The following is a 24,855-nucleotide window of genomic DNA, read 5'->3' as shown; positions in this document are numbered from 1 at the left end:
GGCGAACATGACTTCTGCCAACATCAGAATTGATGAAGCCACTGCACCAGTACGGCCAATCCTGGAGATCAAGGACCTGGCCATCACCTTCAAGACCGGCTCCGGCGAGGTCAAGGCGGTAAAGAACGCCCACCTGACCATCATGCCGGGCGAGACGGTCGCCATTGTGGGTGAGTCGGGTTCAGGAAAGTCGACGACGGCGCTGGCCGCCATCGGCCTGTTGCCCAACAACGGCCGCGTCTCGGGTGGGCAGATTCTGCTCGACGGCGAAGACATCGCCCATGCGCCGGAAAAGCGCATGATCGAACTCCGAGGCAGCCACATCGGCATGGTTCCCCAGGATCCGATGTCCAACCTGAACCCTGTGTGGAAGATCGGTTACCAGGTCCGTGAGACCTTGAAGGCCAATGGTCGTCCGGACGGACCCGAAGACGTCGCACGCGTTCTTGCCGAGGCCGGGCTTCCTGATGCTGCACGGCGTGCCAAGCAGTATCCGCACGAGTTTTCCGGTGGTATGCGTCAGCGCGCGCTTATCGCCATCGGCCTGAGCTGCCAGCCCAAGCTCTTGATCGCCGACGAACCGACGTCCGCACTGGATGTCACAGTTCAGCGGAGGATCCTGGATCACCTGGACAAGATGACTACGGAGCTTGGTACGTCCGTATTGCTCATCACCCACGACCTCGGTCTTGCTGCCGAGCGCGCGGACAAAGTCATCGTGATGTACCAGGGCAATGTGGTGGAGGCGGGACCTTCCCTGGAACTGCTCCGCAACCCGCAGCACCCCTACACCCGTCGCCTCGTTGAGTCGGCACCTTCGCTGGCCTCGCGCCGGATCCAGGTTGCCAAGGAACAGGGGGTGGAAGCCGAGGACTTGCTGGCTCCTGTGGCTGTTGCCAAGGAACGCTCCACGGATGAAATTCTCCAGATCAAGAACCTGCGCAAAATCTACAAGTTGCGACAGGGCCTCGGTCAGACGTCCGACTTCGCTGCGGTTGACGATGTCAGCTTTACGGTAAAGCGGGGGACCACGACGGCCATTGTGGGCGAGTCCGGTTCGGGCAAGTCCACTGTGGCCAAAATGGTTCTCCAGTTGGAAAAGCCCACAGAGGGCCAGATCGTTTTCGACGGTGTGGACACAGCGGGGCTCAAGGGCAAGGATTTGTTCAAGTTCCGTCGCCGTGTGCAGCCGATCTTCCAGGATCCCTATGGTTCCCTGGACCCGATGTACAACATCTTCCGGACCATTGAAGAGCCGTTGCGCGTGCACAAGATCGGAAATGCGGCCAGCCGTGAAAAGAAGGTCCGTGAGCTGTTGGACCAGGTGGCTTTGCCGCAGTCCATGATGCAGCGGTACCCGAACGAGCTCTCAGGCGGCCAGCGTCAGCGTATTGCCATCGCGCGTGCCTTGGCATTGGATCCTGAAGTCATCATCTGTGACGAGGCCGTATCCGCTCTGGACGTCCTGGTCCAGGCCCAGGTCCTGAACCTGTTGGCCGATCTCCAGGACAACCTCGGTTTGACCTATCTGTTCATCACCCACGACCTCGCCGTAGTCCGCCAGATCGCAGACCACGTCTGCGTCATGGAAAAGGGCAAGCTTGTGGAAACGGGCAGCACGGATGACGTCTTCGATAACCCGCGGGAGGCCTACACCCAGGCACTCCTGGATGCGATTCCCGGTGGCTCGCTCCTGCTGCCGCCCGCGGTGGCCTGACCGGCGTCGTAATCCTGCTGCGGTTCAGCAGAAGAGCCGGTGGTTCCCTGGAGAGGGAGCCACCGGCTCTTGCCGTTTAAGTTCGGTTGTCTACTTGGCAGGCTGGGGGTTGTCCGGGCGGGCAGTGAGGCCCAACGCCGTGAGTTCCCGGGCCAGGGCCACACCAAGCTTTGCGTGTCCGGTTGCCCGCAAATGGACCCCGTCCTGAAGGTCGCCGATGGCGTCGTAACGGGTGAGCCAGTCGCCGGCACTGACGAACGGGATGCCGTGCTTGGCAGCGATCCGGCCCAGCAGGGCGTCCACTTCCGTTCGGCGTCCTCCTCCGTTGCTGATGCCGCGGGCGAGGGTGCCGATCATGGCCAGGCGTGAGCCTGGGTAGCGGGTTTTCAAGGCGGCGAGCAACCGCTCGGCGTTGCCGGTGATCTGAGCATCCGTGGCGCGCTGTGTGGCGTCGTTTCCGCCGCCTTCCACCACGATCAGAGGTGGCTCGCCGTAGGGGAGGACCCAGTCGCCGCGCTGCAGCGCGTCGATGTAGTTGCCGGTCTTGCCGTTGGTGGCGACGTATCCGGTACCGCCCATGCCCACCACGTGCAGTTTGTACCCCAGGGCTGCGATGCCTTGCTGCGGCCAGGAACCTGCAGGCATGGCCTGTGAGTCGCCGATCAGCACGGCGGTGTGGCGCACGTCGGCCAACACCAATTCGTTGCGGTTGTTCGTCGGGTTTTTGTAAAGGGAACCGGCAGGGAGATTCAGGGCGCTGGGTGCAGGGGCAACCCTGAGCGGCTTATCCGAGGCCGCCGTCTGGGCCGGCGCAGGCGCGGCTGATTGCGAGGGGGCACTGCTGGGCACTGGGCTTGGTCCGCAACCCACCAAAAGAACGCCGACGGCGATCAATGGTGCGATCATGCGGAACACGGCCGAAGATTGACGCATTGATTGGTCTCCGTGGGGCACTGGTTCTGCTGCAATCATGGGGCACCCGGGCGGGAAAATCCAGCATCTTGACTTGTGTTTACGAACACGTGACCTGCTGTGACCGCCACCACAATACGGGGGGTGATGGCTTGCTTTTTAGGCTCAGAAATGCATCTGCGTTTAGACTGGATGCAGGTGCCCTGTGTCCCGGGGTCTTTTCGCTGTGTGTTCCGATCAAGTCGATCAGGTATGCGCGCGGATACAAACAGCTGACTTCACCACTGAATCGAGTCATTACCGCATGTCTGAAACCATCACCAACACTGCGTCGCGGAGCGATCTGCGCAACGTCGCGATCGTCGCACACGTTGACCACGGTAAGACCACCCTGGTCGACGCCATGCTCAAGCAGACCAACTCCTTCGCTTCCCACGGTGAGGTTGAGGACCGCGTCATGGACTCCGGTGACCTGGAGCGCGAAAAGGGCATCACCATCCTCGCCAAGAACACCACGGTTGCCTACAACGGCCCGTCGTCCAACGGCGAGACCATCACCATCAACGTGATCGACACCCCCGGCCACGCCGACTTCGGTGGCGAGGTGGAGCGCGGTCTGTCCATGGTCGACGGCGTCGTCCTGCTGGTTGACTCTTCCGAGGGTCCCCTGCCGCAGACCCGCTTCGTGCTCCGCAAGGCCCTTGCCGCGCACCTGCCCGTCATCCTCCTGGTCAACAAGACCGACCGCCCCGATGCCCGCATCGACGAGGTTGTCCACGAGTCCATGGACCTGCTCCTGGGCCTGGCTTCGGACCTCGCGGACGAAGTTCCGGACCTCGACCTGGACAAGGTCCTTGAGGTTCCCGTTGTCTACGCCGCCGCCAAGGTTGGCCGCGCGTCCCTGGACCAGCCGGCCAACGGCTCGGCCCCGGAGAACGAGGACCTTGAGCCCCTCTTCAAGACCATCATTGAGCACATCCCCGCTCCGACGTACAACCCGGACGGCGTGCTGCAGGCGCACGTGACCAACCTGGACGCATCGCCGTTCCTTGGCCGTCTCGCCCTGCTGCGCATCTACAACGGCACGCTCCGCAAGGGCCAGACCGTCGCTTGGGCTCGCGCCAACGGTGAACTCAAGAACGTCAAGATCACCGAGCTGCTGGCAACCAAGGCCCTCACCCGCGTTCCTGCCGAATCGGCTGGCCCCGGTGAAATCGTTGCTGTTGCCGGCATCGAGGAGATCACCATCGGTGAAACCCTGACGGATGCCGAGAACCCGCAGCCGCTGCCGCTCATCACGGTGGATGATCCCGCGATCTCCATGACCATCGGCATCAACACCTCGCCGCTGGCCGGCAAGGTCAAGGGTGCCAAGGTCACCGCGCGCCAGGTGAAGGACCGCCTGGACAAGGAGCTCATCGGTAACGTCTCCATCAAGGTGCTCCCCACCGAGCGTCCCGACGCCTGGGAAGTCCAGGGCCGTGGCGAGCTCGCGCTGGCCATCCTGGTAGAGCAGATGCGCCGTGAAGGCTTCGAGCTGACCGTGGGCAAGCCGCAGGTTGTCACCAAGACCATTGACGGCAAGCTCCACGAGCCGATGGAACACATGACCATCGACGTACCGGAAGAGTACCTCGGCGCCGTCACCCAGCTCATGGCAGCCCGCAAGGGCCGCATGACCAACATGGCCAACCACGGCACCGGCTGGTGCCGCATGGAGTTCATCGTTCCGGCACGTGGCCTGATCGGTTTCCGCACCAGGTTCCTGACGGACACCCGCGGTGCCGGTATTGCGGCATCCATCTCCGAAGGCTACGAGCCGTGGGCCGGCCCCATCGAGTACCGCACCAACGGTTCGATGATCGCCGACCGTGCCGGTGTTGTGACGCCGTTCGCCATGATCAACCTGCAGGAACGCGGCTCCTTCTTCGTGAAGCCCACGTCCGAGGTTTACGAAGGCATGATCGTGGGCGAGAACTCCCGCGCCGACGACATGGACGTCAACATCACCAAGGAAAAGAAGCTCACCAACATGCGTGCAGCTTCCTCCGACACCTTCGAAAACCTGACGCCGCCGCGCGATCTTACCCTCGAAGAGTCCCTCGAATTCGCCCGCGAGGACGAGTGCGTCGAGGTGACCCCGGAATCCATCCGTATCCGCAAGGTCATTCTGGACTCCAATGAGCGTGCAAAGGCCAACCGCGCCCGCGCCAAGTCCTAGCCCTTACTGGTTCATAACCAGCTAGGGACAGCTACATGAAGAAGAGGGTCGCCGGTACGATCCGTGGCATAGCCGCGGCCGTACCGGCGGCTCTTTTCGTTGCTGCAGCAGGAACCGCCCTGCACCGGCAAACCGTCCAGTTCTCCGGCGTCGAGGTCTTCTGGGGCGTTGCAGCGGCTCTGGTGCTCGTCGCTTCTGTGCAGTTATGGTTGGCGGCCTGGTCGCGCTCCATAGTCCCGACGGCGGTGGCAGGCGTGGTGGGTTATGCCGTCGTCGGCGTTTTGTCGTCGGCGGGGCCGGACAAGCAGTTGGTGCTGGGCGATGCTGTGGGAAACGTGTGGGTTTTCGGGATCTGCGCTGTGACGCTGGTCATGTTGGTGGCGGCCAGCCGCCTTCGAACTACCTCGCCTGTCGCCGCGGCGGTGGAGGCGGAACCTCTTTCGCGGCGATGACCATCGCCAACGGGATGTCGACGTCGGAGGTGCGGGTCCGTACCGTGCAAACGGTGTCGTTGCTGGCCACCAGATAGCCCAGGGCGTCCGTAAGGCCGTCCTCGATTTTGTAGCGCACCACCACCCGGATGCCCGGAGTTGCGTTGAGCAGGAACTGTCGCGGAGGCAAGTGTGGCGGATTCACCGTTTCATACTAAGACGCGGGCTAGGTTGGCGTGATCGCACTGTTGGATAATAGGCTCAGAAGTTGAGTGCCCGGCATGATGCCGGCAGTATTACCCGGCCATCGCCGGGACAAACCGTGGAGAGGTCTGGGACGTGACGTACGTAATCGCGCAGCCGTGTGTGGATGTCAAGGACAAGGCATGTATTGAAGAATGCCCTGTCGACTGCATTTACGAAGGTGAGCGTTCCCTCTACATCCACCCCGACGAATGTGTCGACTGTGGTGCCTGCGAACCCGTATGCCCGGTAGAGGCCATCTACTACGAGGATGACACCCCGGAAGAATGGGCCGACTACTACAAGGCCAACGTCGAGTTCTTTGACGACCTCGGCTCTCCGGGTGGAGCGGCCAAGATCGGCAACACGGGTAAGGATCACCCGTTCATCGCTGCCCTGCCCCCGCAGAACCAAGACCACTAAGGGCGGTAGCTAGGTTGATCTCAGCGGCACCGGCTTTCGGCCTGAACCTGCCTGACTACCCATGGGAAGCCATGGCGCCGTATGTCGCCAAGGCTGCCAAACACCCCGGCGGTGCGGTGAACCTTTCCATCGGAACGCCGGTGGATCCCACGCCCGGACTGATCCGGGATGCGCTGGCCAACGCAGCGGATGCCCACGGCTATCCGACGGTGCACGGCACTGAGGCACTTCGTCAGGCTGTTGTTGACTGGTTCGCCGGCAGGCGCGGGGTGCCCGGGTTGGATCCCAAGGACGTCATGCCCACGGTGGGTTCCAAGGAACTGGTTGCCTGGCTGCCGTTTCTGCTCGGATTGAGCGCCGGTGACGTGGTGGTCCGGCCTACCGTCGCGTACCCGACTTATGACATTGGCGCCTCACTGGCAGGTGCCACTGCGGTTGCTGCAGATGACCTGGATGAGCTGGACCCCGCCACCCGCGCCAAGGTCCGTCTGATCTGGATCAACTCTCCGGGCAACCCCACGGGCAGTGTCCGGGATGTCGTGTCCCTCCGCCGGATCGTGGCCCAGGCCCGTGAGCTGGGTGCCGTGGTGGCCTCGGACGAATGCTACGCAGAACTTGGCTGGGGTGAGTGGGATGCCCAGCGCGGGGGAGAGGCTGTCCCCAGCATCCTGGATCCCCGGGTCACGGACGGGTCCACCGATGGCTTGCTGTGCGTCTACTCGTTGAGCAAGCAATCCAACCTTGCGGGTTACCGGGCAGCCTTCGTCGCGGGTGATTCCGCGATCATTGCCAACCTGGTCAACAGCCGCAAGCATGCAGGCATGATCGTGCCCTTCCCTGTCCAGGAAGCCATGCGCGTGGCCTTGGGCGATTCCGACCATGTGCTCGCGCAGAAGGACCTCTACCGGGGACGGCGCGAACGGATCGTTCCTGCCTTGGAGAAATTCGGATTGACGATTCACGAGTCCAAGGCCGGGCTTTACCTGTGGTCCACAGCCGGCGAGGCCACCTGGGACACGGTCGCACGGTTCGCCGACCTCGGCATTGTGGTGGGTCCGGGAGTCTTCTACGGCGACGCCGGCAACGGTTTCATCCGGGTTGCCCTGACCGGGAGCGACGAGCGAATTGATGCCGCAGTTGAAAGGCTTGTCGCCAACGCATAACAATGCTGTGACTTGCGCCACTAATAGCGTCATTCCGCCAGTAACCGGGGGCTACGGATTAGTTCCGCAGGGTTACTGGCGGTAACTTCTTAACTGACTATCAATGGTGGCCTTCTCTAAGAATGCACTTCGGCCGTTGGAGCCCTGCAACAGCAGGGCCTAAAGCGGCGACACCAGAAGGTGGTTGGACAAGCGTTCGATAGAGGCCCATAGGCCTCATGAAGGGGACTCCATGACTGAGACCACCAGCGCGACACTGCGCCATGCCGGCGGCGAACTCGAACTGCCGCGCATCAAGGTTGTAGAAGGAAACGAAGGCTACGACGTTTCCAAGCTGCTGAAGCAGACGGGCGCCGTTGCCTATGACCCCGGCTTCATGAACACAGCGGCCACCACCTCGGCCATCACCTACATCGACGGCGACGCAGGCATCCTGCGGTACCGCGGTTACCCCATTGAGCAGCTCGCACAGCACTCGAGCTTCCTCGAAGTTTCCTACCTGCTGATCTACGGCAACCTTCCCACTCCCACGGAGCTGGAAGAGTTTGATCAGAAAATCCGCCGCCACACGCTCCTGCACGAGGAACTCAAGGGCTTCTTCGGTGGATTCCCGCGTGACGCGCACCCCATGCCCGTGCTGTCCTCGGCTGTTTCAGCGTTGTCCACGTTCTACCAGGACTCGCTGGATCCGTTCAACGCCGAGCACGTGGAAGTTTCCACGATCCGCCTGATGGCCAAACTGCCCGTCATCGCGGCCTACGCGCACAAGAAGTCCATCGGCCAGCCGATGCTGTATCCGGACAACTCCATGAACCTGGTGGAGAACTTCCTGCGCCTGAGCTTCGGTCTCCCGGCTGAGCAGTATGAAATGGACCCGGTTGTCGTCAAGGCACTGGACCTCCTGCTCATCCTGCACGCTGACCACGAGCAGAACTGCTCCACCTCCACCGTGAGGCTGGTGGGCTCGTCCAACGCGAACCTCTTCGCTTCGGTTTCGGCCGGCATCAACGCCCTCTTCGGTCCCGCCCACGGTGGTGCCAACGAGGCCGTCCTGAAGATGCTCCGCCAGATCCAGGCTGACGGCATCAAGCCCGAGGACTACATGGAGAAGGTCAAGAACAAGGAAGACGGCGTCCGCCTCATGGGCTTCGGACACCGTGTTTACAAGAACTACGACCCCCGCGCCAAGATCATCAAGGCCACGGCACACGAAGTCCTGGGCAAGCTCGGCGGCAACGACGAACTCCTGGATATCGCCATGCGCCTCGAAGAGAAGGCACTGGCTGACGACTACTTCATCCAGCGCAAGCTGTACCCGAACGTGGACTTCTACACCGGTCTGATCTACAAGGCCATGGGCTTCCCGGAAAAGATGTTCACCGTACTCTTCGCCATTGGACGCCTCCCGGGCTGGATTGCCCAGTGGCGCGAAATGATCAACGATCCCCAGACCAAGATCGGCCGCCCGCGGCAGCTCTACACAGGGGAGCCGGAGCGCAACTACCCGGCCAACTAGTTTCAGGCCAACAACGACGGCGGCCGTCCCACCTCACGCGAGGTGGGACGGCCGCCGTCGTTATTCCCGCCCAAAAAAGCATCGCGGGGTCACTTGTGGCCCCTTGGAGGCCCCAACATGGGCCATAAGTGACCCCGCGTTGCTTTAGGAAGCGTTGTAGCCGAAGGGGTTGTTCTTCTGCCAGCGCCAGTGGTCCTCGCACATCTGGTCCACGGTCTTGGTGGTGGACCATCCCAGGTCCGCAAGGGCTGAGGAAGCGTCGGCCCAGAAGGCAGGGAGGTCGCCGGCCCGGCGGCCGGTGATCTCGTAGGGGATTGGCTGGCCCACGGCCTTCTCGAAGGACCGCAGGACCTCCAAGACCGAGGAGCCGCGGCCGGAGCCCAGGTTCCAGCGGCGGACGCCCGCACGGTCCGCGATGTAGTTCAGGGCTGCTACGTGGCCATCCGCAAGGTCCACCACGTGGATGTAATCGCGCTGGGCCGTGCCGTCCGGGGTGTCATAGTCCCCGCCGAAGACCATCAGCTTCTCGCGGCGTCCAACAGCCACCTGTGCGATGAAGGGTACAAGGTTGTTCGGGATGCCCTGCGGGTCCTCGCCGATGCGGCCGGACGGATGGGCGCCCACCGGGTTGAAATAGCGCAGCAGTGCGATATGCCAGCGGTCGTCGGCGTTGCCAAGATCGGAGAGGATGTCTTCGATCTGTTCCTTGGTGCGGCCGTAGGGGTTGTTCGCTCCAATCTCCATCTTCTCGATGTAGGGGATCGGGTTGTGCTCGCCATATACGGTGGCCGAGGAACTGAAGACGATGGAGCGCACATTGTGCTTGTCCATGGCGCGGAGCAGATTTAGGGTGCCCACGATGTTGTTGTAGTAGTAAGCGAGCGGCTCCTGGACGGACTCTCCTACAGCCTTCAAGCCCGCAAAGTGGATCACGGCATCGATCTGGTGCTGGTCAAACACGGCCTCGACGGCGGGCTCGTCCACCAGGTCAACCTTGTGGAAGGCGGCGGTCTTGCCGGTGAGCTCGGACACCCGGCGGAGGGATTCTTCGCTGGAGTTCACCAGATTATCCAGCACGACGACGTCGTGGCCGGCTTCCTGAAGGGACAAGACGGTGTGGGATCCGATGTAGCCGGTGCCACCCGTGACAAGAATTTTCATGGTCCCTACGCTATCGGAAATTGGAGCCACGCCGCTTTGTATTGAGCGGTGTTGAAGCACGTTCGTGCTAAAAACAACTGGTGCCCAAAATTGTTGATGCCGAAGCCCGGCGCCAGGAAGTAGTCCAAGCAGTATTCCGGATCATTGCCAGTGATGGCTTGGAACGGGCATCCCTCCGGGAGGTGGCGGACGAAGCCGGATTGGCCGTGGGCTCGGTTCGTCACTATTTTGCCAGCAGTGACGAACTCCTGGTCTTCTCCTTTGGAGCGGTCATTGACCGCATCGCAGGGCGCCTCGAAACGGCGCTGTCCGAGGTTGAACTGGAAGTCGCCGGCAGCCCCGGGCACCAGGCTGCCGTCCTGAATCTCCTGGGCCAGTTCCTTCCCTTGGATGAGGAACTCGCTGTGGACGCCTGCGTCTGGATGGCCTTCCGTCACGCCGCTCGCATCAAGCCCGTCCTCGCCCCGGAAGCGGAGCGGAGCCACCGGACAGTGGCAGCCGTGGTGGGTCGTCTGATCCTGCTCCTGAACCCCGGCCAGGCGGATGCCCGGCAAGTCCTGGTAACCGAAGCGGAACGCCTTCTGGCAACCCTGGACGGGCTGTGCATGCACGCCCTGCTCCAACCCGAGTGGATGACGGCCGAGGTGTGCAGCGACGTACTGGCATCGCACTTGAAGTCGTTGTCCGGGCCGGCAGCGTCCTAGTACCGCTACGCCAATGCCCTGCCAACGGCATGGGACAGGGCAGCCCATCAGGAATAGACTGGGAGATGTCGGTATCCTGCTGATGGAGGTCTTGGGATGCACGTATCAGACGGCCAGGGGTGGCGCATCACCATGGATACGTCCGGACCGATGCTCATCGCTTTGTATTTGCGTGATGTTGCCGGCCTGGACGGTGCCGGCAGGCCCAGTCTCTCCCACGCCGATCCCAAAGTCCGGCACGCGGACCACAGCCATCTCACCTCTGACGTGGGCGGCATCAACGCCCTCAAGACCGAATGGGAAGCCTGGTGGGAGAGCCTGCTGAAGTCCTATCCCAAGCCGGTATCTGAACTGGCGCCGCCCAGCTTCAAAGCCTTCGGCAACTCGCCGGCCCTCCAACGCGTCCTGCAAGCACATTTCGGATCGGCGTTGGGCTGGGCGACGGACAGGATCGATGAGTACGCCCATCTTGAGGCCGAGCGTGAAGCCAATGGCCTGACGCAGGTCCTCAACGAAATGGTGGAGGACAGATTACTGGAAGTCGGGCGCAGCGCCCGCGACTTTGAGCTGACCATCATCGAATTGCCGCTCAACGAGCCCCGTGCCTGGTACCTGGAACCTGACACCATGATCATGAGCCACCGGCTGATGTCGGAGCCTGATGCCTTCCGCAGCTACGTCCAGCCCGTAGTGGAGATGCTCGCCTGAGCTAGGTGGCCGGGGCCGAGACCGTTATGGTGACGATTTCCGAGGGTGCCGCGGCAGCGTGCCAGCCATCGCGCTTTTCCCGGTTCCAGGTCTGGCCGGCCACATCCACCTGGGTGATGGACAGGGTCTTGGCATTTGCCACGGCCCAGTGCGCCACAGCCCAGGCCTGTGTACCGGAAACGTCCACTTGTACCGAGCGGCCCTGGACCGTGGCCGCCTGGGTGCCGAACGCCGTCGTAAGTTCATCCACGACGACGGCCGGGTCGCCTGCCGCTTCGGGCATGCGCAGTTCACAGTTCAGTGACGACTCCGAGTGTCCGGTCAGGGCTGACGCGAAGGCCCGTCCCATGGGCTCATGCTGGGCGTAGGCGCGGGGAAAGGCCGAACGTTGGACAGCCTGGGCGGCCTGGGTGATTTCCATGGTCTCGTATCCGGGCACCTTGACCAGGCCGTCGTAGAACGCGTTGGTGGCGTAGACGGGGTCCATGATCTGCGCCTCGGTGCCCCAGCCCTGGGACGGCCTTTGCTGGAACAGGCCCCGGGAGTCGGGTCCGGCGTCGTCACCGTAGTTGATGTTGCGCAGCCTGGATTCCTGCATGGCCGTGGCCAAGGCTATGCTGGCGGCCCGGGGCGGCAGGCCACGTTTGACTGAGATCGCCGTGATGAGCGAAGCATTCGCGGCCTGGTCCGTGGCGAGCTCGTGGCTTTCAGAGCCGACGACGGCGACGCAGCGCTCCGTGACCAGGGTCTCGGAGCGCTGCAGTACAGCCACGATTGCATAGACGGCCCCTGCTACGAGGGCCAGGGCCAGCACCGCTACGATGGCGCGGCGGAACCGGCGCACGGATGTCCTCCTGCTAGTTGGCGTGAAGGGCCTCGTTCAGCTCCACCGTCTGGCCCTTGCGCGGAAGGACTTCCACGCCACCTGTGGTGGAGTTGCGGCGGAAGAGCAGGTTGGGGACACCGGAAAGTTCCACAGCCTTGATGATCTGGCTGGTGTCTTCGCCGTTCTCGTCCTTGGGGCCAGGGACCCGGACACGCGTTCCAGCGGTGACGTAGAGGCCGGCTTCAACTACGGAGTCATCGCCGATGCTGATGCCCACGCCGGAGTTGGCACCCAAGAGGACACGCTCGCCCAGGGCAATCTTTTCCTTGCCGCCACCGGAGAGCGTTCCCATGATGGAAGCGCCGCCGCCGACGTCCGTGCCGTCACCGGCCACAACGCCAGCCGAGATGCGGCCTTCAACCATTGAAGTGCCAAGGGTGCCGGCGTTGAAGTTCACGAAGCCCTCGTGCATTACCGTGGTGCCCTCGGCGAGGTGGGCACCCAAGCGGACGCGGTCGGCGTCGGCAATGCGCACGCCGGTGGGGAGAACGTAGTCGACCATGCGCGGGAACTTGTCCACGCCGTAGACCACGACGTTGCCGCGCTTGCGCAGGCGTGCGCGGGTCAGCTCGAAACCGTCGACGGCAGCCGGACCGAAGTTGGTCCAGACCACGTTGGGGAGCTTTGCGAAGATGCCATCCAGGTTGATGCTGTTCGGCTTGACCAGGCGGTGGGACAGAAGGTGCAGGCGGAGGTAGGCATCGGCAGTGTCTGCCGGAGCGGCGTCGAGATCGATCTGCGCGAAGACCACCTTCTGCTCGGTGCCGCGGTCGGCGTCCTTCCCGGAGTCGGCAAGGGCCGTGAGCGCGGGGTCGGCGTTTTCGACGTCGCGCAGGGTCTCGGCAGCGACGCCCAGAGAGGGCGCGGGGAACCAGACATCCAGAACGGTTGCTTCCCCGGAGGCCGAAGTGGCTATGGTGGCGAGGCCGAATCCGTAAGCTGATCGATCGTTGGTGGGCGCGTTCGCGGGCGCAGCGGAGGAAGCAGTTTCAGTCATGGGCCAAGTCTATCCAGCAGGCGGAGGTCGGCTGAAACGCGTCTCATGCCGGTGAAGTCGCATTTGTTGGCATTAAGCTGGACGAGTGACCCTGAATCCTGCTCCCGCCCTTCTTGACCTGCGCCAGGACGTTGCCCTGCTGACGGCCGCGATCATTGACTTCAACAGCGTCTCCGGCAACGAGACCGAACTGGCCGACGCCGTCGAGGCCGCCCTTCGCGCGATCCCCGACTACACGGTGGTCCGCGACGGAGACGCCATCATCGCCCGTACAGAACTTGGCCGTCCCGAGCGCGTCATTCTTGCCGGCCACCTGGACACGGTTCCCCTTCCCACAGTTGAAGGATCGCTGGGCACCGTGCCGGCAACGTGGGAATCGGGTACTCCGGGGGAGGGCGTTCTGTATGGTCGCGGCACCACTGATATGAAGGGCGGCGTCGCGGTGCAGCTCGCGCTTGCGGCAACGCTGTTCGACGGCGGGGTGCAGCCGGACAAGGACGTCACCTTCGTCTTCTACGACCATGAGGAAGTGGAGGCGGTCAAGAGCGGTCTTGGGAGGCTGGTCCGGAACCATGGAGACCTCCTGAAGGGCGACTTCGCCATACTTCTGGAGCCGACCCACGGCACGGTGGAAGGTGGCTGCAACGGAACAAGCCGTTTCGAGGCCACCACGCTCGGTGAGACAGCCCACTCCGCACGGGCCTGGATGGGCGTTAACGCGATCCACGCCGCTGCCCCGATTCTTGGGCGCTTGGCTGCGTACGAGCCCAAGACCATCAACGTGGACGGCCTGGACTACCGCGAGAGCCTCAACGCCGTAAAGATCAACGGCGGAACGGCCGGCAACGTGATCCCGGACCGTTGCGTGGTTGAGATCAATTACCGCTTTGCCCCGGACAAGACGCCGGATGAGGCCGAAGCCCACGTCCGCGAACTCCTGGAAGGCTTCGACGTCGTCCGCACGGACGCCGCCGCCGGCGCGCGACCGGGACTGAACCACCCGGCGGCTGCTTCCTTTGTTGCCGCGGTGGGCGCCGAGCCGAAGCCCAAATACGGATGGACCGACGTCGCGCGTTTCAGTGAGCTGGGCATCCCGGCGGTGAACTTCGGGCCCGGCGATCCGCTGCTGGCGCACAAGGACAACGAACACGTCGACGCCGATGCCATCCGTGAGTGCCTCCGCGCGCTCAGGACATGGCTGACGCCGTAGTTCGCAAAGTTCGCACACGGGAAAAAGAAGGTCCGCAGCCGGCTTGGCTGCGGACCTTCTTATCTTGATGCGGGGCTACTTCTTGTCCGGACCCTCCACCGAATCCTTGGCGATGGGGTCGTTCCCACCGACCATGAGGCCGGTACGGAGGCTCGGGGCGGCCACACCGCCCGCAGCCTTCTTGGATCCGCGCCGTTCGATCATGATCGCGATCCGGGACACCGTGAGGTTGATCAGGATGTAGATCGCGGCGCCCACAAAGAACGCCGGGAACAGGAAGTCCGGGCCAAGGAAGTCTGCCATGATCTGGATCTTCCGCAGCAGTTCCTCGTAGCCAACGATGTAGCCGAGCGAGGTGTCCTTGAGCAGGACGACCAGCTGGGCAACCAACGAGGGAAGCATGCGCCGGACTGCCTGGGGGAACTCGATGGACATCCGTGACTGGAAGCTCCGCAGGCCGATGGCAAGGCCGGCCTCGCGCTGTCCCTTCGGGAGGGACTGGATGCCGGCACGCAGGATCTCGGCGAAGATGGCTGCGTTGTAAAGAACCAGGCCTACGACAACTGCCTGGAACTGCCCGGTGGCGAACACCAGCAGAACGAACAACATCATGAGGACCACGGGCATGCCGCGGAGGAACTCAAGGACCACCTGGGTAGGAATGCGGATCCACGGGATCAGGGAAATGCGCAGCAGGCAGAGTGCGATTCCCAGCGGGAATGCGATGATCGCGGCCACGGCGGCGGCGGCCAAGGTGGAGAGGATGCCTTGGCCGATCAGGTTCCAAACATCCGGCGCCATGGGACCGTAGAAGATCTCCCAACGGTCGGCGTCGAAGATTCCTTGCTGGGCCAGGGTTGTAACGGCAATGGCCAGGACACCGAGGATGATCAGGATTCCTGCTGCAGAACCGATGAGCGAGTAGAGGCGGGCCTTGGGCCCGGGGACGTCGTACAGGACCGAGGTCATCGGGCAATCGCCACCTTTCGTTCAACAAAGTGCGCCAGGAGGCCCAGGGGAACCGTGATCAGGAGGTAGAAGAACGCCACCCCGAGGAGGATCCAGAGGACCTGGTTTCCGTAGTCATTGGAGAGCTGACGACCGTAGCCGAACAGCTCCAGGACGAAGAACGCGCCGGCCACCGAGGAGTTCTTCACCAAGGCGATAAGGATGTTGATCAACGGCGGCACCACGGTGCGGACGGCCTGGGGGAGAACGATGAAGCCCAGGACCTGGGTGAAGGTCATGCCGATGCTGCGGGCAGCTTCAGCTTGGCCAACGGGCACGCTGTTGACACCGGAACGAACGGCTTCGGCGATGAAGGCCGCTGTGTAACTGCTCAGCGCGATGATGGCGGCCACTTCGAACTGTTCGAACTTGACGCCCAGCCGGGGGAGAACGATGGCTGCGAAGAAGAAGATGATGGTCAAAGGGGTGTTACGTGCAACCTCAACATAGAACATGCTGAAGCCGCGCAGTGCAGCCACGGGGGAAACCCGCATGGCCGCCAGGAGTGTGCCGACAATGAGGGCAATGATTCCTGAAATGACGGAGAGATAGAGGGTACGGAGAAATCCGTCCCAGTATTCGGGGAGGCTTGCTATGACGGCGTCCATGGCTTCCTTTGGCTGCAGCTAATCAGGGAACAGGGTCCTGGATTCCGCAACTGCCGCCGTCCAGGTGGGCGGCGGCAGTTGACGGGTCCCGACTAGTAGCGGTTGATCGCAGGAAGTTCAGGAGCGGTCTTGATGACCTTGCCTGCCGTGGCTTCCCAAGCCTTCTTGTAGGTGCCGTCCTTGGCGAATTCCTCAAGCTGGTCGTTGATCCAGTTGCGGAAGACGGTGTCGTCCTTCTTCAGGCCGATGCCGTAGGGCTCCTTGGTGAAGGTCTCATCAGAGGCGAGCTTGAAAGCGTCCGGTTCCTTGTCGACGTAACCGGCGAGGATCACGTTGTCGGTGGTAACAGCAACAACCTGCTTGTTGCGCAGCGGCTCAAGGCAAGCGGTGTAGGTGGCCGCAGGGACTACCTCAGCCTTGTACTTTTCTGCGATGGTTTTGGCCGGGGTGGAACCCGTGACGGAGCAGACCTTCTTGCCGGCAACATCCTCGGGCTTGGTGATGGAGTTGTCGTCCTTGTTCACCAGCAGCGCCTGGCCTGCTTCGTAGTACGGTCCAGCGAAGGAGACCTTTTCCTTACGGGCATCGTTGATGGTGTAGGTGGCAATGACGAGGTCAACGCGGCCTTGCTCAATGAAGGATTCGCGGTTCTGGGAGACGGTCTCCACCCATTCGATCTTGTCGGCGGCGATGCCCAGCTTGGCGGCGATTGCCTTGCCCATTTCCACGTCGAAACCGACAGGCTTGCCATCCAGGCCCTTCTGGCCGAAGAGCGGCTGATCGAACTTGGTGCCGATCTTGATCGTCTTGGCCTCGCTCAGCTTCGCCATGGTGGTGCCGGCTTCGAAGCTCGCGGAAGCAACGGGGGGAGTGGTGGTGCTGCTGCCGCCACAAGCGCTCAGCGTCAGGGCAAGAGCAGCAGAAGCGGCCACCAGGAGTGACTTCCTCCGGGTAATAAGAGACTTCATGGTGTTCCTTTCATTGGGTGGCCGCCTTACGGCCGGGGTGCGGGCGGTAAGGAGCTAGTGGGTCAGTAGCTTGGACAAAAAGTCCTTGGCGCGGTCGCTCTTCGGGTTGGTGAAGAACTCCTCCGGGGTTGCGTCCTCTACGATCTGACCATCGGCCATGAACACCACACGATCAGCAGCCTTGCGGGCAAAGCCCATCTCGTGGGTTACCACGATCATGGTCATGCCTTCCTTGGCCAGCTGGATCATGACGTCCAGGACTTCGTTGATCATTTCGGGGTCCAACGCGGACGTAGGCTCGTCGAACAACATCACCTTGGGCTTCATGGCAAGGGCGCGGGCGATCGCCACACGCTGTTGCTGTCCGCCGGAGAGCTGCGCGGGCAGCTTTGGAGCCTGGTGGCCCACGCCGACACGCTCAAGGAGGGCCATGGCTTCCTTGTCCGCGGTGCCCTTGGCAACCTTCTTGACCTTGATCGGCCCCAGGGTGACGTTCTCAAGAATCGTTTTGTGGGCGAACAGGTTGAAGGACTGGAACACCATTCCGACGTCGGCCCGCAGGTGCGCAAGGTCCTTGCCTTCTTCGGGAAGCTTCTTCCCGTCGATGGCGATGTCGCCGTCGTCGATCGTTTCCAGACGGTTGATCGCGCGGCAGAGGGTGGACTTACCGGAACCGGAAGGTCCGATAACCACCACGACCTCACCCTTCTTGACCTGAAGGTTGATGTTTTTGAGGACGTGCAATTGACCGTAGTGCTTATTGACGCCATTCAGGGAGACGAGGGCATCGCCGGACGCTTGAGTAGTCATACGAAGAATCTAGCGAACAAAGAAGCAAATATGACCACGGTCACGGCAACTTCCTGAAGATCGTGACTGAACAGAAACCTGCTCCCCAGCCATATACCAGACTGCAATACAAGAAGCGGGTCGCTGCGATGGAGCTGGCGTCCATAGGCGCTAGCCTTGGGCAATGAGCATCAGCCAGCACTCAATTCCCAACCCGGATGCCAATGGCCACGACAGGACCGCCCACGTGCCCCTGCCTTCGGAGATTGCGCCAGCCAAGCACAAAGGCTCTTTGGAGCTTCGGCGCAAACAGGCCGATACGGGAATGTCGGACCAGCATTTGCTGGATACGAGCGGTGCCGGACAGTTCATCCATACAGATCCCTGGCGCGTCCTTCGGATCCAAAGCGAGTTCGTGGAAGGCTTCGGCGCCCTGGCCGATCTCGGCCCTGCCGTGAGTGTATTCGGTTCGGCGCGCACCAAGCCGGGGACCGAGTACTACGAGATGGCTGTGGAAGTTGGACGCAAACTCGCGGAGTCCGGGGTTGCGGTCATCACAGGCGGTGGACCCGGTTCCATGGAGGCCGCGAACAAAGGTGCTGTTGAGGGCAACGGGATCTCCGTGGGCTTGGGGATCGAGCTGCCTTTCGAACAGGGCCTCAACCAGTGGGTGGACCTGGGGATCAACTTCCGGTATTTCTTCGCCCGCAAGACGATGTTCGTCAAGTATGCGCAGGGCTTTGTGGTGCTGCCTGGCGGGCTCGGAACCCTCGACGAGCTCTTTGAAGCCATGGTCCTGGTCCAGACCCGCAAAGTGACCTCCTTCCCGATTGTCCTCCTGGGCGTTCGGTTCTGGGGCCCCATGATCGAGTGGATCAGGGAAACCCTGGTGGCAGAGGGCATGGTGTCCGAAAAAGACCTCGACCTGATCCAGTTGGTCGATGACCCGGCCGACGCCGTCCACCGCGTGCTTCATGGGGCTCCGCTTCCCACACCCACGGGAGAACAGCGCCCCGAGTAGCGGCGTGTTTCTGGCACGATGGACACTGTGAGCTTTTTCCTGGTGTTTCTGGCGATTGTCCTGGTTGGTGCGGCGCTGTACCTCGGCGCCGGAATGGTCCGTGGGCGCACGATCGGAGCGGGTCTCGATGACCCGGTTCCGAGCCTGCCCCCGGTGCTTTTACCGGCAGAGGCGCGGCCGTCCGACGTCGACTCCCTGCGCTTCGCGCTGGGGCTGCGCGGGTACCGGATGGACCAAGTGGACCAGGTTCTCGATGACCTCCGGGACCAGCTGCGGGCGAGGGACCTCGAAATTGAGCGGCTTGGCGTGCAGGTCCGGGAGCTGTCCGGGGACGGCGAAACCGGCCGGACAGGGCAGTGAACCGGCCGGATGCGGCAGTGAACCGGCCGGATGGGACGGTGACTGTTCCGGCGCCCGCCCTGCACGGCGAAGGGGCCACAGCGAGGCTCTCCCGGGCAATGATGGATGCCGGGTCAAGGATGTCCGGATGGCCTTGGTGGTTGCAGGTATCACTGATCTTCGTGGCCGCCCGACTGGTCAGTGCCTGCATCTTCATGGCGGCAGCGCTCCAGCAGGGAACCAACCCATGGTTTCCGCCGGCTCCCGACTATTGGAACTTCATCACAATCTGGGATGCCCGCTGGTACCAGCGTGCTGCCGATGAAGGCTATCCTTCGGTCCTGCCAGTAGATGCCAACGGGGTAGTCAAGGAGAACGCTTGGGCGTTCTACGCTCTTTTCCCGTTCCTGGGACGCGGGCTCGCCGCCATGACCGGCCTTGGCACATTGCAGGCCCTGACGGTCATAGCGATGCTTTCGGGACTGGCTGCTGCCCTGGTGATCTTCAAGCTCTTCCGTGAATTCGCGGGGAAGCGCACGGCTCTGTGGGGCGTCGTTTTCCTGTCGACCTTCCCCGTGTCGCCCATTCTCCAGGTGCCTTATGCGGAGTCGTTGAATCTGCTGCTGCTGGCGGCATCACTGCTTCTGGTGGTCAGGCGCCGTTATCTGTCAGCGATTCCCGTGGTCCTCCTCATGTGCCTGTCCAGGCCTACCGGAGTGCCGTTTGCCGCCATGTTGGGATTGCTGCTGCTGTGGCGTCTCCGGGAGCGGTTCAGGCGCCCATCGGAGGGCGCGGTATCCTCCACCCGCAGCCTGCTCGGTTTGGGAGCATTGGTGGTGGCAACGGGGCTCGCCGCCCTCGCGTGGCCGGCCATAGCCTGGGCGGTGACCGGCGACCCGGCAGCCTACACGCGGACTGAAACCGCGTGGCGCGGACACGACCTCGTGCCCTTCAAACCGTGGTTCGACACCGGACGGATGCTGTTCGGTCCGGTGCTTGGGGTCCTTGCACCCTTTGTCTTCACCGGAGCGTTCGTGCTGGTCATGATGTCCGCCCCGGTGCGGGCGCTGGGGACGGAATTGCGGCTATGGTGCGTCTGCTACATGGGTTACCTGCTGGTTTTCCTGCACCCCCAGACCAGCACCTTCCGGATGCTCCTGCCGCTGTTCCCCTTGGCCCTTGCGGCGGCTGCGCTGTCAAAGTCGAAGGCGTACCGGGGGACGGTGGTGGTGATGTTCGTCCTCCTCCAAATTGTCTGGGTGGTGTGGCTGTGGGCCTGGGCCCAGCTTCCCGGAGGAGGCGACTATCCGCCCTGACGTGGACCTTTGCCCGCCAACGCGAATATGTACAAAGCCCGGACAAATGGGCCGCTGATTTCGCTACGGGCGGGTAAGTACGGGATAATGGACCAAGAGCAAGGACAAAGCACCTAACAGTGCCCGGCCATGGCGGCCTCCCAAGCGGTGCCGCCGGCTGCAATTGCGACGCGGATCCAGCCCGGCCGGGTTGGGCGTGACTTGGGACAAATGGAGGGGATTTTCCTAATGGCGGCTATGAAACCACGGACTGGCGACGGCCCTATGGAAGTTACCAAAGAGGGACGCAGCCTCATCATGCGTGTGCCGCTCGAAGGTGGCGGACGGCTTGTGGTTGAGCTCAATGCCGCCGAAGCGGAAAACCTCAAGGAATGCCTCGTAGGTGTGACCGAATAGAGTTGCGAAGCAGGGCCCGGCGTGAGCTGGAGCCCTGCTTTTGTTTAACCCCGAAGCCCGCCGGCTGCCCGCGTCGGGCCGCCCACGTCCCCCTACTTCTTAACGGCCACCAGAAGACCATCGCCGGTGGGCAGCATTGCTGAAGCCAGCCGTTCGTCGTCGCGTATTGCCTTGCCGATCTGGCGCAGCACTACGGTAGTGGCGTCCCGCGCCGCCGGGTTGGAGACGCGGTCCTTGTCCAGGGCATCGTTGATGACGAGCGTGCCGCCGGATTTGAGCAGGCGGATTGCCTGCTCCACATACTTGGGAAAGTTCGGCTTGTCGGCGTCAATGAACACCAGGTCATACGCGGAGTCGGTCAACCTTGGCAGGACATCCGCGGCGCGGCCCGAGATGGTGCGGGTGCGGTTGGCTGGACTGCCGGACTCGAGGAACGCTTCCCTGGCTGCCTTGAGATGTTCGACGTCAACGTCGATGGTGGTCAGCACGGCCTGGGGGCTCAGCCCACGCAGCAAGCAGACGCCTGATACCCCGGCTCCGGAGCCAACCTCCACCACTGTCTGGGCCTTGGAAGCTGCAGCGAGCACTGTCAGGACGGCGCCCACGCCGGGGCTGATGGGAGTTACGCCCAACTCGAAGGAACGCTCACGGGCGCGCAACATCACGTCATCCTCAGCTGGCAGATCTTCTGCGTAGGACCAGCTGCTTGACTTGTCGGCACTCATGAAGGGATTCGCTTTCCGCGGGTAGGGGTGTTTGTACCAGACTACTGTGTCTGCCCCCGCTGGACCGCCGTTGCCGGGCGCCCCGGGGCTGTGTCCGGCTATGTTTTCAGCCTTGCGGGAAAATCTGCGTCCAGTCAGGAAATTCCCAGACAAACTTGGGATGATATTGCTCCGGTCATCCAAGAGGTGGGCGGCACCGAATAATCGGTGAACCACAGTTTGAGGGGAGTGGACGATGCCGGCATCCAATGCTGCGCCAGTCCTGACATCAGAGGGCCTTGAGGCAGCCACTGACTGGGTCATGCCCAGCTGGGAGGAAGTGGTTTCCAACCACTCCGCCAAAGTTTATCGCCTCGCCTACCGCCTGACCGGCAACAAGTTCGACGCCGAGGATCTCACCCAGGAGGTCTTTGTGCGGGTCTTCCGCTCGCTCGAAAACTTCAAACCCGGAACACTCGACGGTTGGCTGCACCGCATCACAACCAACCTGTTCCTGGACCAGGCCCGCCGCAAGAGCAGGATCCGCTTTGACGCGCTTGCCGAGGACGCGGAATCACGACTTCCCGGACGTGAACCGGGCCCCGAGCAGAGCTTCGAACACAACAACCTCGACCTCGATGTCCAGCGGGCCCTGGAGGAACTCCCACCCGACTTCCGCGCCGCCGTCGTGCTGTGCGATCTTGAAGGTCTTTCCTATGACGAAGTCGCCGAAGCCCTGGGCGTGAAGCTCGGCACCGTCCGGTCCCGTATCCACCGCGGCCGCACCATGCTGCGGGAGAAACTGGCCCACCGCGACCCCCGTCCGGCCGAGGCCCGCAAGCCGCGCCTGAAGATGCCCCGCATCGCAAGTATCCTCTAGGTTGTCGATGCCCCGACGTCCTCATCGCCCGGGAGCTTCGTACCGGCGGAAGTTTGCTGCGCTGCGTCATTCCCGGAGCCCGGAGCATGTGCAGGAATGTGTAAAGTGCCGTGCCATGCAGCGCCAGGAGCAGCAGTATATTGAACGCCTCCGGGGTGCTGCTGTGCCTGAGGCCAGCCATGACCTCGCAGCCAGGTTGATCCAGCACACTGAACGGCTCGCAAACCGCCCGGCACCGCCCTCCGATGCACCACCTTCACGGAATGGAATCCGCCGGAGTCTGAGGATCACGGCCATCGCCGCAGGCACCCTGACGGTTTCGGCCGCGGCCCTGGCTGTCTCGGCCTTCACCGTGGCGGGGGATGAGGTGCCGCAGGCCTTTGTGGAAAACAACGACGCCGGAGTCCTCGCCGGGGCTTGGACGGGCGGGCCCATGGATTCCGCCGTAGCGCCGGCTTTTCGGACCGGGAGCACGGTCACCCTGAGCCCGGACCAGCTGGATGCCCTCAGGGATGAGGGCTGGGCATGTCCTGAGCTGGCCGGAATGGGCTTCAGCGTCGTGTCCGCCCAAGCCACCATGCTCAATGGACATCCGGCTGTTGAACTCAGGCTTGAGCACAACGGTCATTTCGCCACCATCGTGGAGGAACACCGGCCCGCGGAGCCGGATCACTCCGGACAGTCGACGACGGCGCAGCTCTCGGTCACCCAGGGAACACCGTGGAAGGCCGTCTACTCCACGCAGGCAGCGGTGATCAGTTATGCCTCCGATCTCCCGGCAGAGAGCGCCGATGACGCCGTCCCGGAAATAGTCCGGGCCGGTGATTCCCTGGCGCGGGCTCCTCACACCGGGGGATCCGAGGCCTGGTACCCCAGGCTGCTCCGGGGACTTCAGACCCTTCTTCGCCCCGCTGGTTTATGAGCGGCACCACAGACAAGGTAATCTTCGTAGCGTGCTTGGAATCAACGGCCCGGAGTTCATACTCCTTCTGATTATCGGCGTACTCGTCATCGGTCCCAGCCGTTTGCCCGAATACACTCAAAAGCTGGCCAATTTGGTCAAGGAAGTGCGACGGATGGCTTCCGGCGCGCGCGAGCAGATCAAAGAAGAAGTCGGCATCGACATCGATGAAGTCGACTGGAAGAAGTACGATCCACGCCAGTACGATCCCCGCCGCATCATCAAGGATGCCCTGCTGGACGACGACACCAAGCCGGTCAGTGCCGGAGGACCGGTGGCCGCGGCGACCGCTGTTGCCGACGAGTCCAGGCCCAAGGCTCCAGTGCGGGTCATCGAGAGGCTCGCAGAGGGCGAAGCCGCGCCTTTCGACACCGAAGCAACCTGAGTCAACAGCCTTCACGATTCCCGTGTAGCCCCACACGCCCGCGCGTGCAGCTGGCGGGTCCTAGCGGGGTTCGATTCCCAACGACATGCCGGACAAGCCGCGTGGCCGGGAAGCCAAGGCCGAAGCGATCCCTTCCATGGCCTTGGCAGCGGCCGTGTCGGGCGCTGCCAGGACCACCGGCTTTCCCGCATCGCCGCCCTCGCGCAAGCGGATGTCCAGCGGGATCTGACCCAGCAGTGGAACGTCGCGGCCCACGGCTGTGCTCAGTCTTTCAGCCAGGATGGCGCCTCCGCCGCTTCCAAACAGTTCCATGCGACCGCCGTCGGGCATTTCCAGGAACGACATGTTCTCTATGACGCCGGCCACTTTCTGCCCGGTCTGCGTAGCGATGGTTCCGGCGCGTTCAGCGACGTCGGCTGCTGCTGCCTGCGGTGTGGTGACCACCAGGATTTCAGCGTTCGGCAGCAGCTGCGCCACGGAGATTGCGATGTCGCCCGTGCCCGGGGGCAAATCCAGGAAGAGCGCGTCGAGGTCACCGAAGTAGACGTCGGTGAGGAACTGTTCCAAGGCGCGGTGCAGCATGGGGCCGCGCCAGGCCACGGGCTGGTTGCCTTCAACGAACATGCCAATGGAGATGACCTTCACGCCGTAGGCCACTGGCGGCAGGATCATGTCATCCACCTGCGTGGGCTTCTGGGTGATACCCATGAGGGCGGGTACGGAGAATCCGTGAACGTCCGCGTCCACAACTCCCACCCGGAGGCCCTGGGCCGCCAGGGCGCACGCAAGGTTGACCGTGACGGAGGACTTGCCCACGCCGCCTTTTCCGCTGGCCACGGCGTACACCTTGGTCAATGACCCCGGTTTGGCGAACGGAATGCCGCGCTGGCCACCCGGGCCGCGAAGCTGTTCCTTGAGGGCTTCGCGCTGGGCAGGAGTCATGACTTTCAGTTCCACGTCCACGCCGGTAACACCATCCACCCCCATGAGGGCGTTGGTCGCGTCCTGGGTGATGGTTTCGCGCAGCGGGCAACCGGCAATCGTCAGCAGGACGGCGACGTGCACCATTCCGTCATCGTCGGAAGTGACCGATTCCAGCATGCCCAGTTCCGTGATGGGGCGCCGGAGTTCGGGATCAATGACCGTTGCCAGGGCAGCATGCAGCGCCTCGGCGGTTGCGGTGCTCAT

Annotated in this window: 27 protein-coding genes; 16 read left to right on the top strand and 11 right to left on the bottom strand. The window is 62.9% G+C overall.

What is annotated here, in order from left to right; genetic code table 11:
• The first annotated feature begins 7 nt into the window (after positions 1 to 7).
• Positions 8 to 1,717 (top strand): ABC transporter ATP-binding protein, encoded by a 1,710-nt coding sequence (locus IEY62_RS01865; RefSeq protein ID WP_189013447.1) that lies wholly within the window; start codon positions 8 to 10, stop codon positions 1,715 to 1,717.
• A 90-nt stretch (positions 1,718 to 1,807) separates the two neighbouring features.
• Here the strand turns inward: IEY62_RS01865 and IEY62_RS01860 are convergent, their stop codons facing one another.
• Positions 1,808 to 2,650, bottom strand: coding sequence for an SGNH/GDSL hydrolase family protein (locus tag IEY62_RS01860; protein WP_189013446.1), 843 nt, complete (start codon positions 2,648 to 2,650; stop codon positions 1,808 to 1,810).
• A 283-nt stretch (positions 2,651 to 2,933) separates the two neighbouring features.
• Here IEY62_RS01860 and typA point away from each other — a divergent pair, with 283 nt between their 5' ends.
• Both typA and IEY62_RS01850 read left to right on the top strand, forming a co-directional pair.
• Entirely contained in the window at positions 2,934 to 4,850 is a 1,917-nt protein-coding gene (gene typA / locus IEY62_RS01855) for a translational GTPase TypA (protein WP_062072937.1), read from the top strand.
• A gap of 35 nt (positions 4,851 to 4,885) precedes the next feature.
• A complete protein-coding gene (locus tag IEY62_RS01850; RefSeq protein ID WP_189013444.1) occupies positions 4,886 to 5,302 on the top strand; it encodes a hypothetical protein in 417 nt (138 codons plus the stop codon).
• Here IEY62_RS01850 and IEY62_RS01845 read toward each other — a convergent pair.
• Complete coding sequence (locus IEY62_RS01845) at positions 5,250 to 5,486, bottom strand: putative acetyltransferase (RefSeq protein ID WP_229784995.1); 237 nt, start codon at positions 5,484 to 5,486, stop codon at positions 5,250 to 5,252. The genes IEY62_RS01850 and IEY62_RS01845 overlap by 53 nt on opposite strands.
• Before the next feature lie 134 nt (positions 5,487 to 5,620).
• Here IEY62_RS01845 and fdxA point away from each other — a divergent pair, with 134 nt between their 5' ends.
• From fdxA to IEY62_RS01830, 3 genes are all read left to right on the top strand, one after another.
• Positions 5,621 to 5,947, top strand: coding sequence for a ferredoxin (gene fdxA, locus IEY62_RS01840; protein WP_018776555.1), 327 nt, complete (start codon positions 5,621 to 5,623; stop codon positions 5,945 to 5,947).
• A gap of 14 nt (positions 5,948 to 5,961) precedes the next feature.
• On the top strand, positions 5,962 to 7,110 hold the full coding sequence (gene dapC / locus IEY62_RS01835) for a succinyldiaminopimelate transaminase (protein WP_189013442.1): 1,149 nt from the start codon (positions 5,962 to 5,964) through the stop codon (positions 7,108 to 7,110).
• Between the two features lie 232 nt (positions 7,111 to 7,342).
• The gene (locus IEY62_RS01830; RefSeq protein ID WP_024817462.1) at positions 7,343 to 8,626 is read left to right on the top strand and encodes a citrate synthase; all 1,284 of its coding nucleotides are present in this window, start codon (positions 7,343 to 7,345) and stop codon (positions 8,624 to 8,626) included.
• A gap of 144 nt (positions 8,627 to 8,770) precedes the next feature.
• Here IEY62_RS01830 and galE read toward each other — a convergent pair whose 3' ends face one another.
• The gene (galE, locus tag IEY62_RS01825) at positions 8,771 to 9,787 is read right to left on the bottom strand and encodes a UDP-glucose 4-epimerase GalE (RefSeq protein ID WP_189013440.1); all 1,017 of its coding nucleotides are present in this window, start codon (positions 9,785 to 9,787) and stop codon (positions 8,771 to 8,773) included.
• Between the two features lie 80 nt (positions 9,788 to 9,867).
• On the opposite strand from galE, the gene IEY62_RS01820 reads away from it, so the two are divergent.
• Both IEY62_RS01820 and IEY62_RS01815 read left to right on the top strand, forming a co-directional pair.
• On the top strand, positions 9,868 to 10,491 hold the full coding sequence (locus IEY62_RS01820; RefSeq protein WP_189013438.1) for a TetR/AcrR family transcriptional regulator: 624 nt from the start codon (positions 9,868 to 9,870) through the stop codon (positions 10,489 to 10,491).
• A 96-nt stretch (positions 10,492 to 10,587) separates the two neighbouring features.
• Positions 10,588 to 11,199 carry a hypothetical protein gene (locus IEY62_RS01815; RefSeq protein ID WP_189013436.1) on the top strand — a complete coding sequence of 204 codons (612 nt, stop codon included), beginning with the start codon at positions 10,588 to 10,590 and terminating at the stop codon, positions 11,197 to 11,199.
• 1 nt (position 11,200) lies between these two features.
• Here IEY62_RS01815 and IEY62_RS01810 read toward each other — a convergent pair whose 3' ends face one another.
• Together IEY62_RS01810 and dapD are read right to left on the bottom strand one after the other, a co-directional pair.
• On the bottom strand, positions 11,201 to 12,043 hold the full coding sequence (locus IEY62_RS01810; RefSeq protein WP_189013434.1) for a hypothetical protein: 843 nt from the start codon (positions 12,041 to 12,043) through the stop codon (positions 11,201 to 11,203).
• Positions 12,044 to 12,056: 13 nt separating this feature from the next.
• A complete protein-coding gene (gene dapD, locus IEY62_RS01805) occupies positions 12,057 to 13,082 on the bottom strand; it encodes a 2,3,4,5-tetrahydropyridine-2,6-dicarboxylate N-succinyltransferase (RefSeq protein ID WP_189013432.1) in 1,026 nt (341 codons plus the stop codon).
• An 85-nt stretch (positions 13,083 to 13,167) separates the two neighbouring features.
• Between dapD and dapE the strand changes: the two genes are divergently transcribed.
• Entirely contained in the window at positions 13,168 to 14,292 is a 1,125-nt protein-coding gene (dapE, locus tag IEY62_RS01800; RefSeq protein ID WP_189013430.1) for a succinyl-diaminopimelate desuccinylase, read from the top strand.
• Between the two features lie 75 nt (positions 14,293 to 14,367).
• Here dapE and IEY62_RS01795 read toward each other — a convergent pair whose 3' ends face one another.
• The 4 genes from IEY62_RS01795 to IEY62_RS01780 all read right to left on the bottom strand — a co-directional run bounded on the left by IEY62_RS01795 (position 14,368) and on the right by IEY62_RS01780 (position 17,686).
• A complete protein-coding gene (locus IEY62_RS01795) occupies positions 14,368 to 15,261 on the bottom strand; it encodes an amino acid ABC transporter permease (protein WP_189013428.1) in 894 nt (297 codons plus the stop codon).
• A complete protein-coding gene (locus IEY62_RS01790) occupies positions 15,258 to 15,908 on the bottom strand; it encodes an amino acid ABC transporter permease (protein WP_189013426.1) in 651 nt (216 codons plus the stop codon). The genes IEY62_RS01795 and IEY62_RS01790 overlap by 4 nt, the downstream gene beginning before the upstream one ends.
• A gap of 92 nt (positions 15,909 to 16,000) precedes the next feature.
• Entirely contained in the window at positions 16,001 to 16,876 is an 876-nt protein-coding gene (locus IEY62_RS01785) for a glutamate ABC transporter substrate-binding protein (protein ID WP_189013424.1), read from the bottom strand.
• 54 nt (positions 16,877 to 16,930) lie between these two features.
• Positions 16,931 to 17,686 (bottom strand): amino acid ABC transporter ATP-binding protein, encoded by a 756-nt coding sequence (locus IEY62_RS01780; RefSeq protein ID WP_189013422.1) that lies wholly within the window; start codon positions 17,684 to 17,686, stop codon positions 16,931 to 16,933.
• 163 nt (positions 17,687 to 17,849) lie between these two features.
• Here IEY62_RS01780 and IEY62_RS01775 point away from each other — a divergent pair, with 163 nt between their 5' ends.
• The 4 genes from IEY62_RS01775 (at position 17,850) to IEY62_RS01760 (ending at position 20,737) form a co-directional block, all read left to right on the top strand.
• Complete coding sequence (locus tag IEY62_RS01775) at positions 17,850 to 18,686, top strand: LOG family protein (protein WP_189013420.1); 837 nt, start codon at positions 17,850 to 17,852, stop codon at positions 18,684 to 18,686.
• Positions 18,687 to 18,704: 18 nt separating this feature from the next.
• On the top strand, positions 18,705 to 19,046 hold the full coding sequence (locus IEY62_RS01770) for a DivIVA domain-containing protein (RefSeq protein WP_189013418.1): 342 nt from the start codon (positions 18,705 to 18,707) through the stop codon (positions 19,044 to 19,046).
• Positions 19,047 to 19,165: 119 nt separating this feature from the next.
• A complete protein-coding gene (locus IEY62_RS01765) occupies positions 19,166 to 20,341 on the top strand; it encodes a hypothetical protein (protein WP_189014368.1) in 1,176 nt (391 codons plus the stop codon).
• Positions 20,342 to 20,569: 228 nt separating this feature from the next.
• Positions 20,570 to 20,737: a DUF3117 domain-containing protein gene (locus IEY62_RS01760; protein WP_064721643.1), complete on the top strand. Its 168-nt coding sequence runs from the start codon at positions 20,570 to 20,572 to the stop codon at positions 20,735 to 20,737.
• 92 nt (positions 20,738 to 20,829) lie between these two features.
• Here the strand turns inward: IEY62_RS01760 and IEY62_RS01755 are convergent, their stop codons facing one another.
• Positions 20,830 to 21,462: an O-methyltransferase gene (locus IEY62_RS01755; protein WP_189013416.1), complete on the bottom strand. Its 633-nt coding sequence runs from the start codon at positions 21,460 to 21,462 to the stop codon at positions 20,830 to 20,832.
• 235 nt (positions 21,463 to 21,697) lie between these two features.
• On the opposite strand from IEY62_RS01755, the gene sigE reads away from it, so the two are divergent.
• From sigE to IEY62_RS01740, 3 genes are all read left to right on the top strand, one after another.
• Positions 21,698 to 22,321: an RNA polymerase sigma factor SigE gene (sigE, locus tag IEY62_RS01750; RefSeq protein ID WP_018776537.1), complete on the top strand. Its 624-nt coding sequence runs from the start codon at positions 21,698 to 21,700 to the stop codon at positions 22,319 to 22,321.
• Between the two features lie 115 nt (positions 22,322 to 22,436).
• Positions 22,437 to 23,243, top strand: a complete 807-nt coding sequence (locus tag IEY62_RS01745) for a hypothetical protein (protein ID WP_229784994.1) — start codon at positions 22,437 to 22,439, stop codon at positions 23,241 to 23,243.
• Positions 23,244 to 23,274: 31 nt separating this feature from the next.
• Complete coding sequence (locus IEY62_RS01740) at positions 23,275 to 23,667, top strand: Sec-independent protein translocase family protein (protein WP_189013412.1); 393 nt, start codon at positions 23,275 to 23,277, stop codon at positions 23,665 to 23,667.
• A gap of 60 nt (positions 23,668 to 23,727) precedes the next feature.
• Here the strand turns inward: IEY62_RS01740 and IEY62_RS01735 are convergent, their stop codons facing one another.
• Positions 23,728 to 24,855 carry an Mrp/NBP35 family ATP-binding protein gene (locus tag IEY62_RS01735; RefSeq protein WP_189013410.1) on the bottom strand — a complete coding sequence of 376 codons (1,128 nt, stop codon included), beginning with the start codon at positions 24,853 to 24,855 and terminating at the stop codon, positions 23,728 to 23,730.

The organism is Paenarthrobacter histidinolovorans, from assembly GCF_014647595.1.
Taxonomy (GTDB): Bacteria; Actinomycetota; Actinomycetes; order Actinomycetales; family Micrococcaceae; genus Arthrobacter; species Arthrobacter histidinolovorans.
This window is presented reverse-complemented; position numbering and strand designations above follow the sequence as displayed.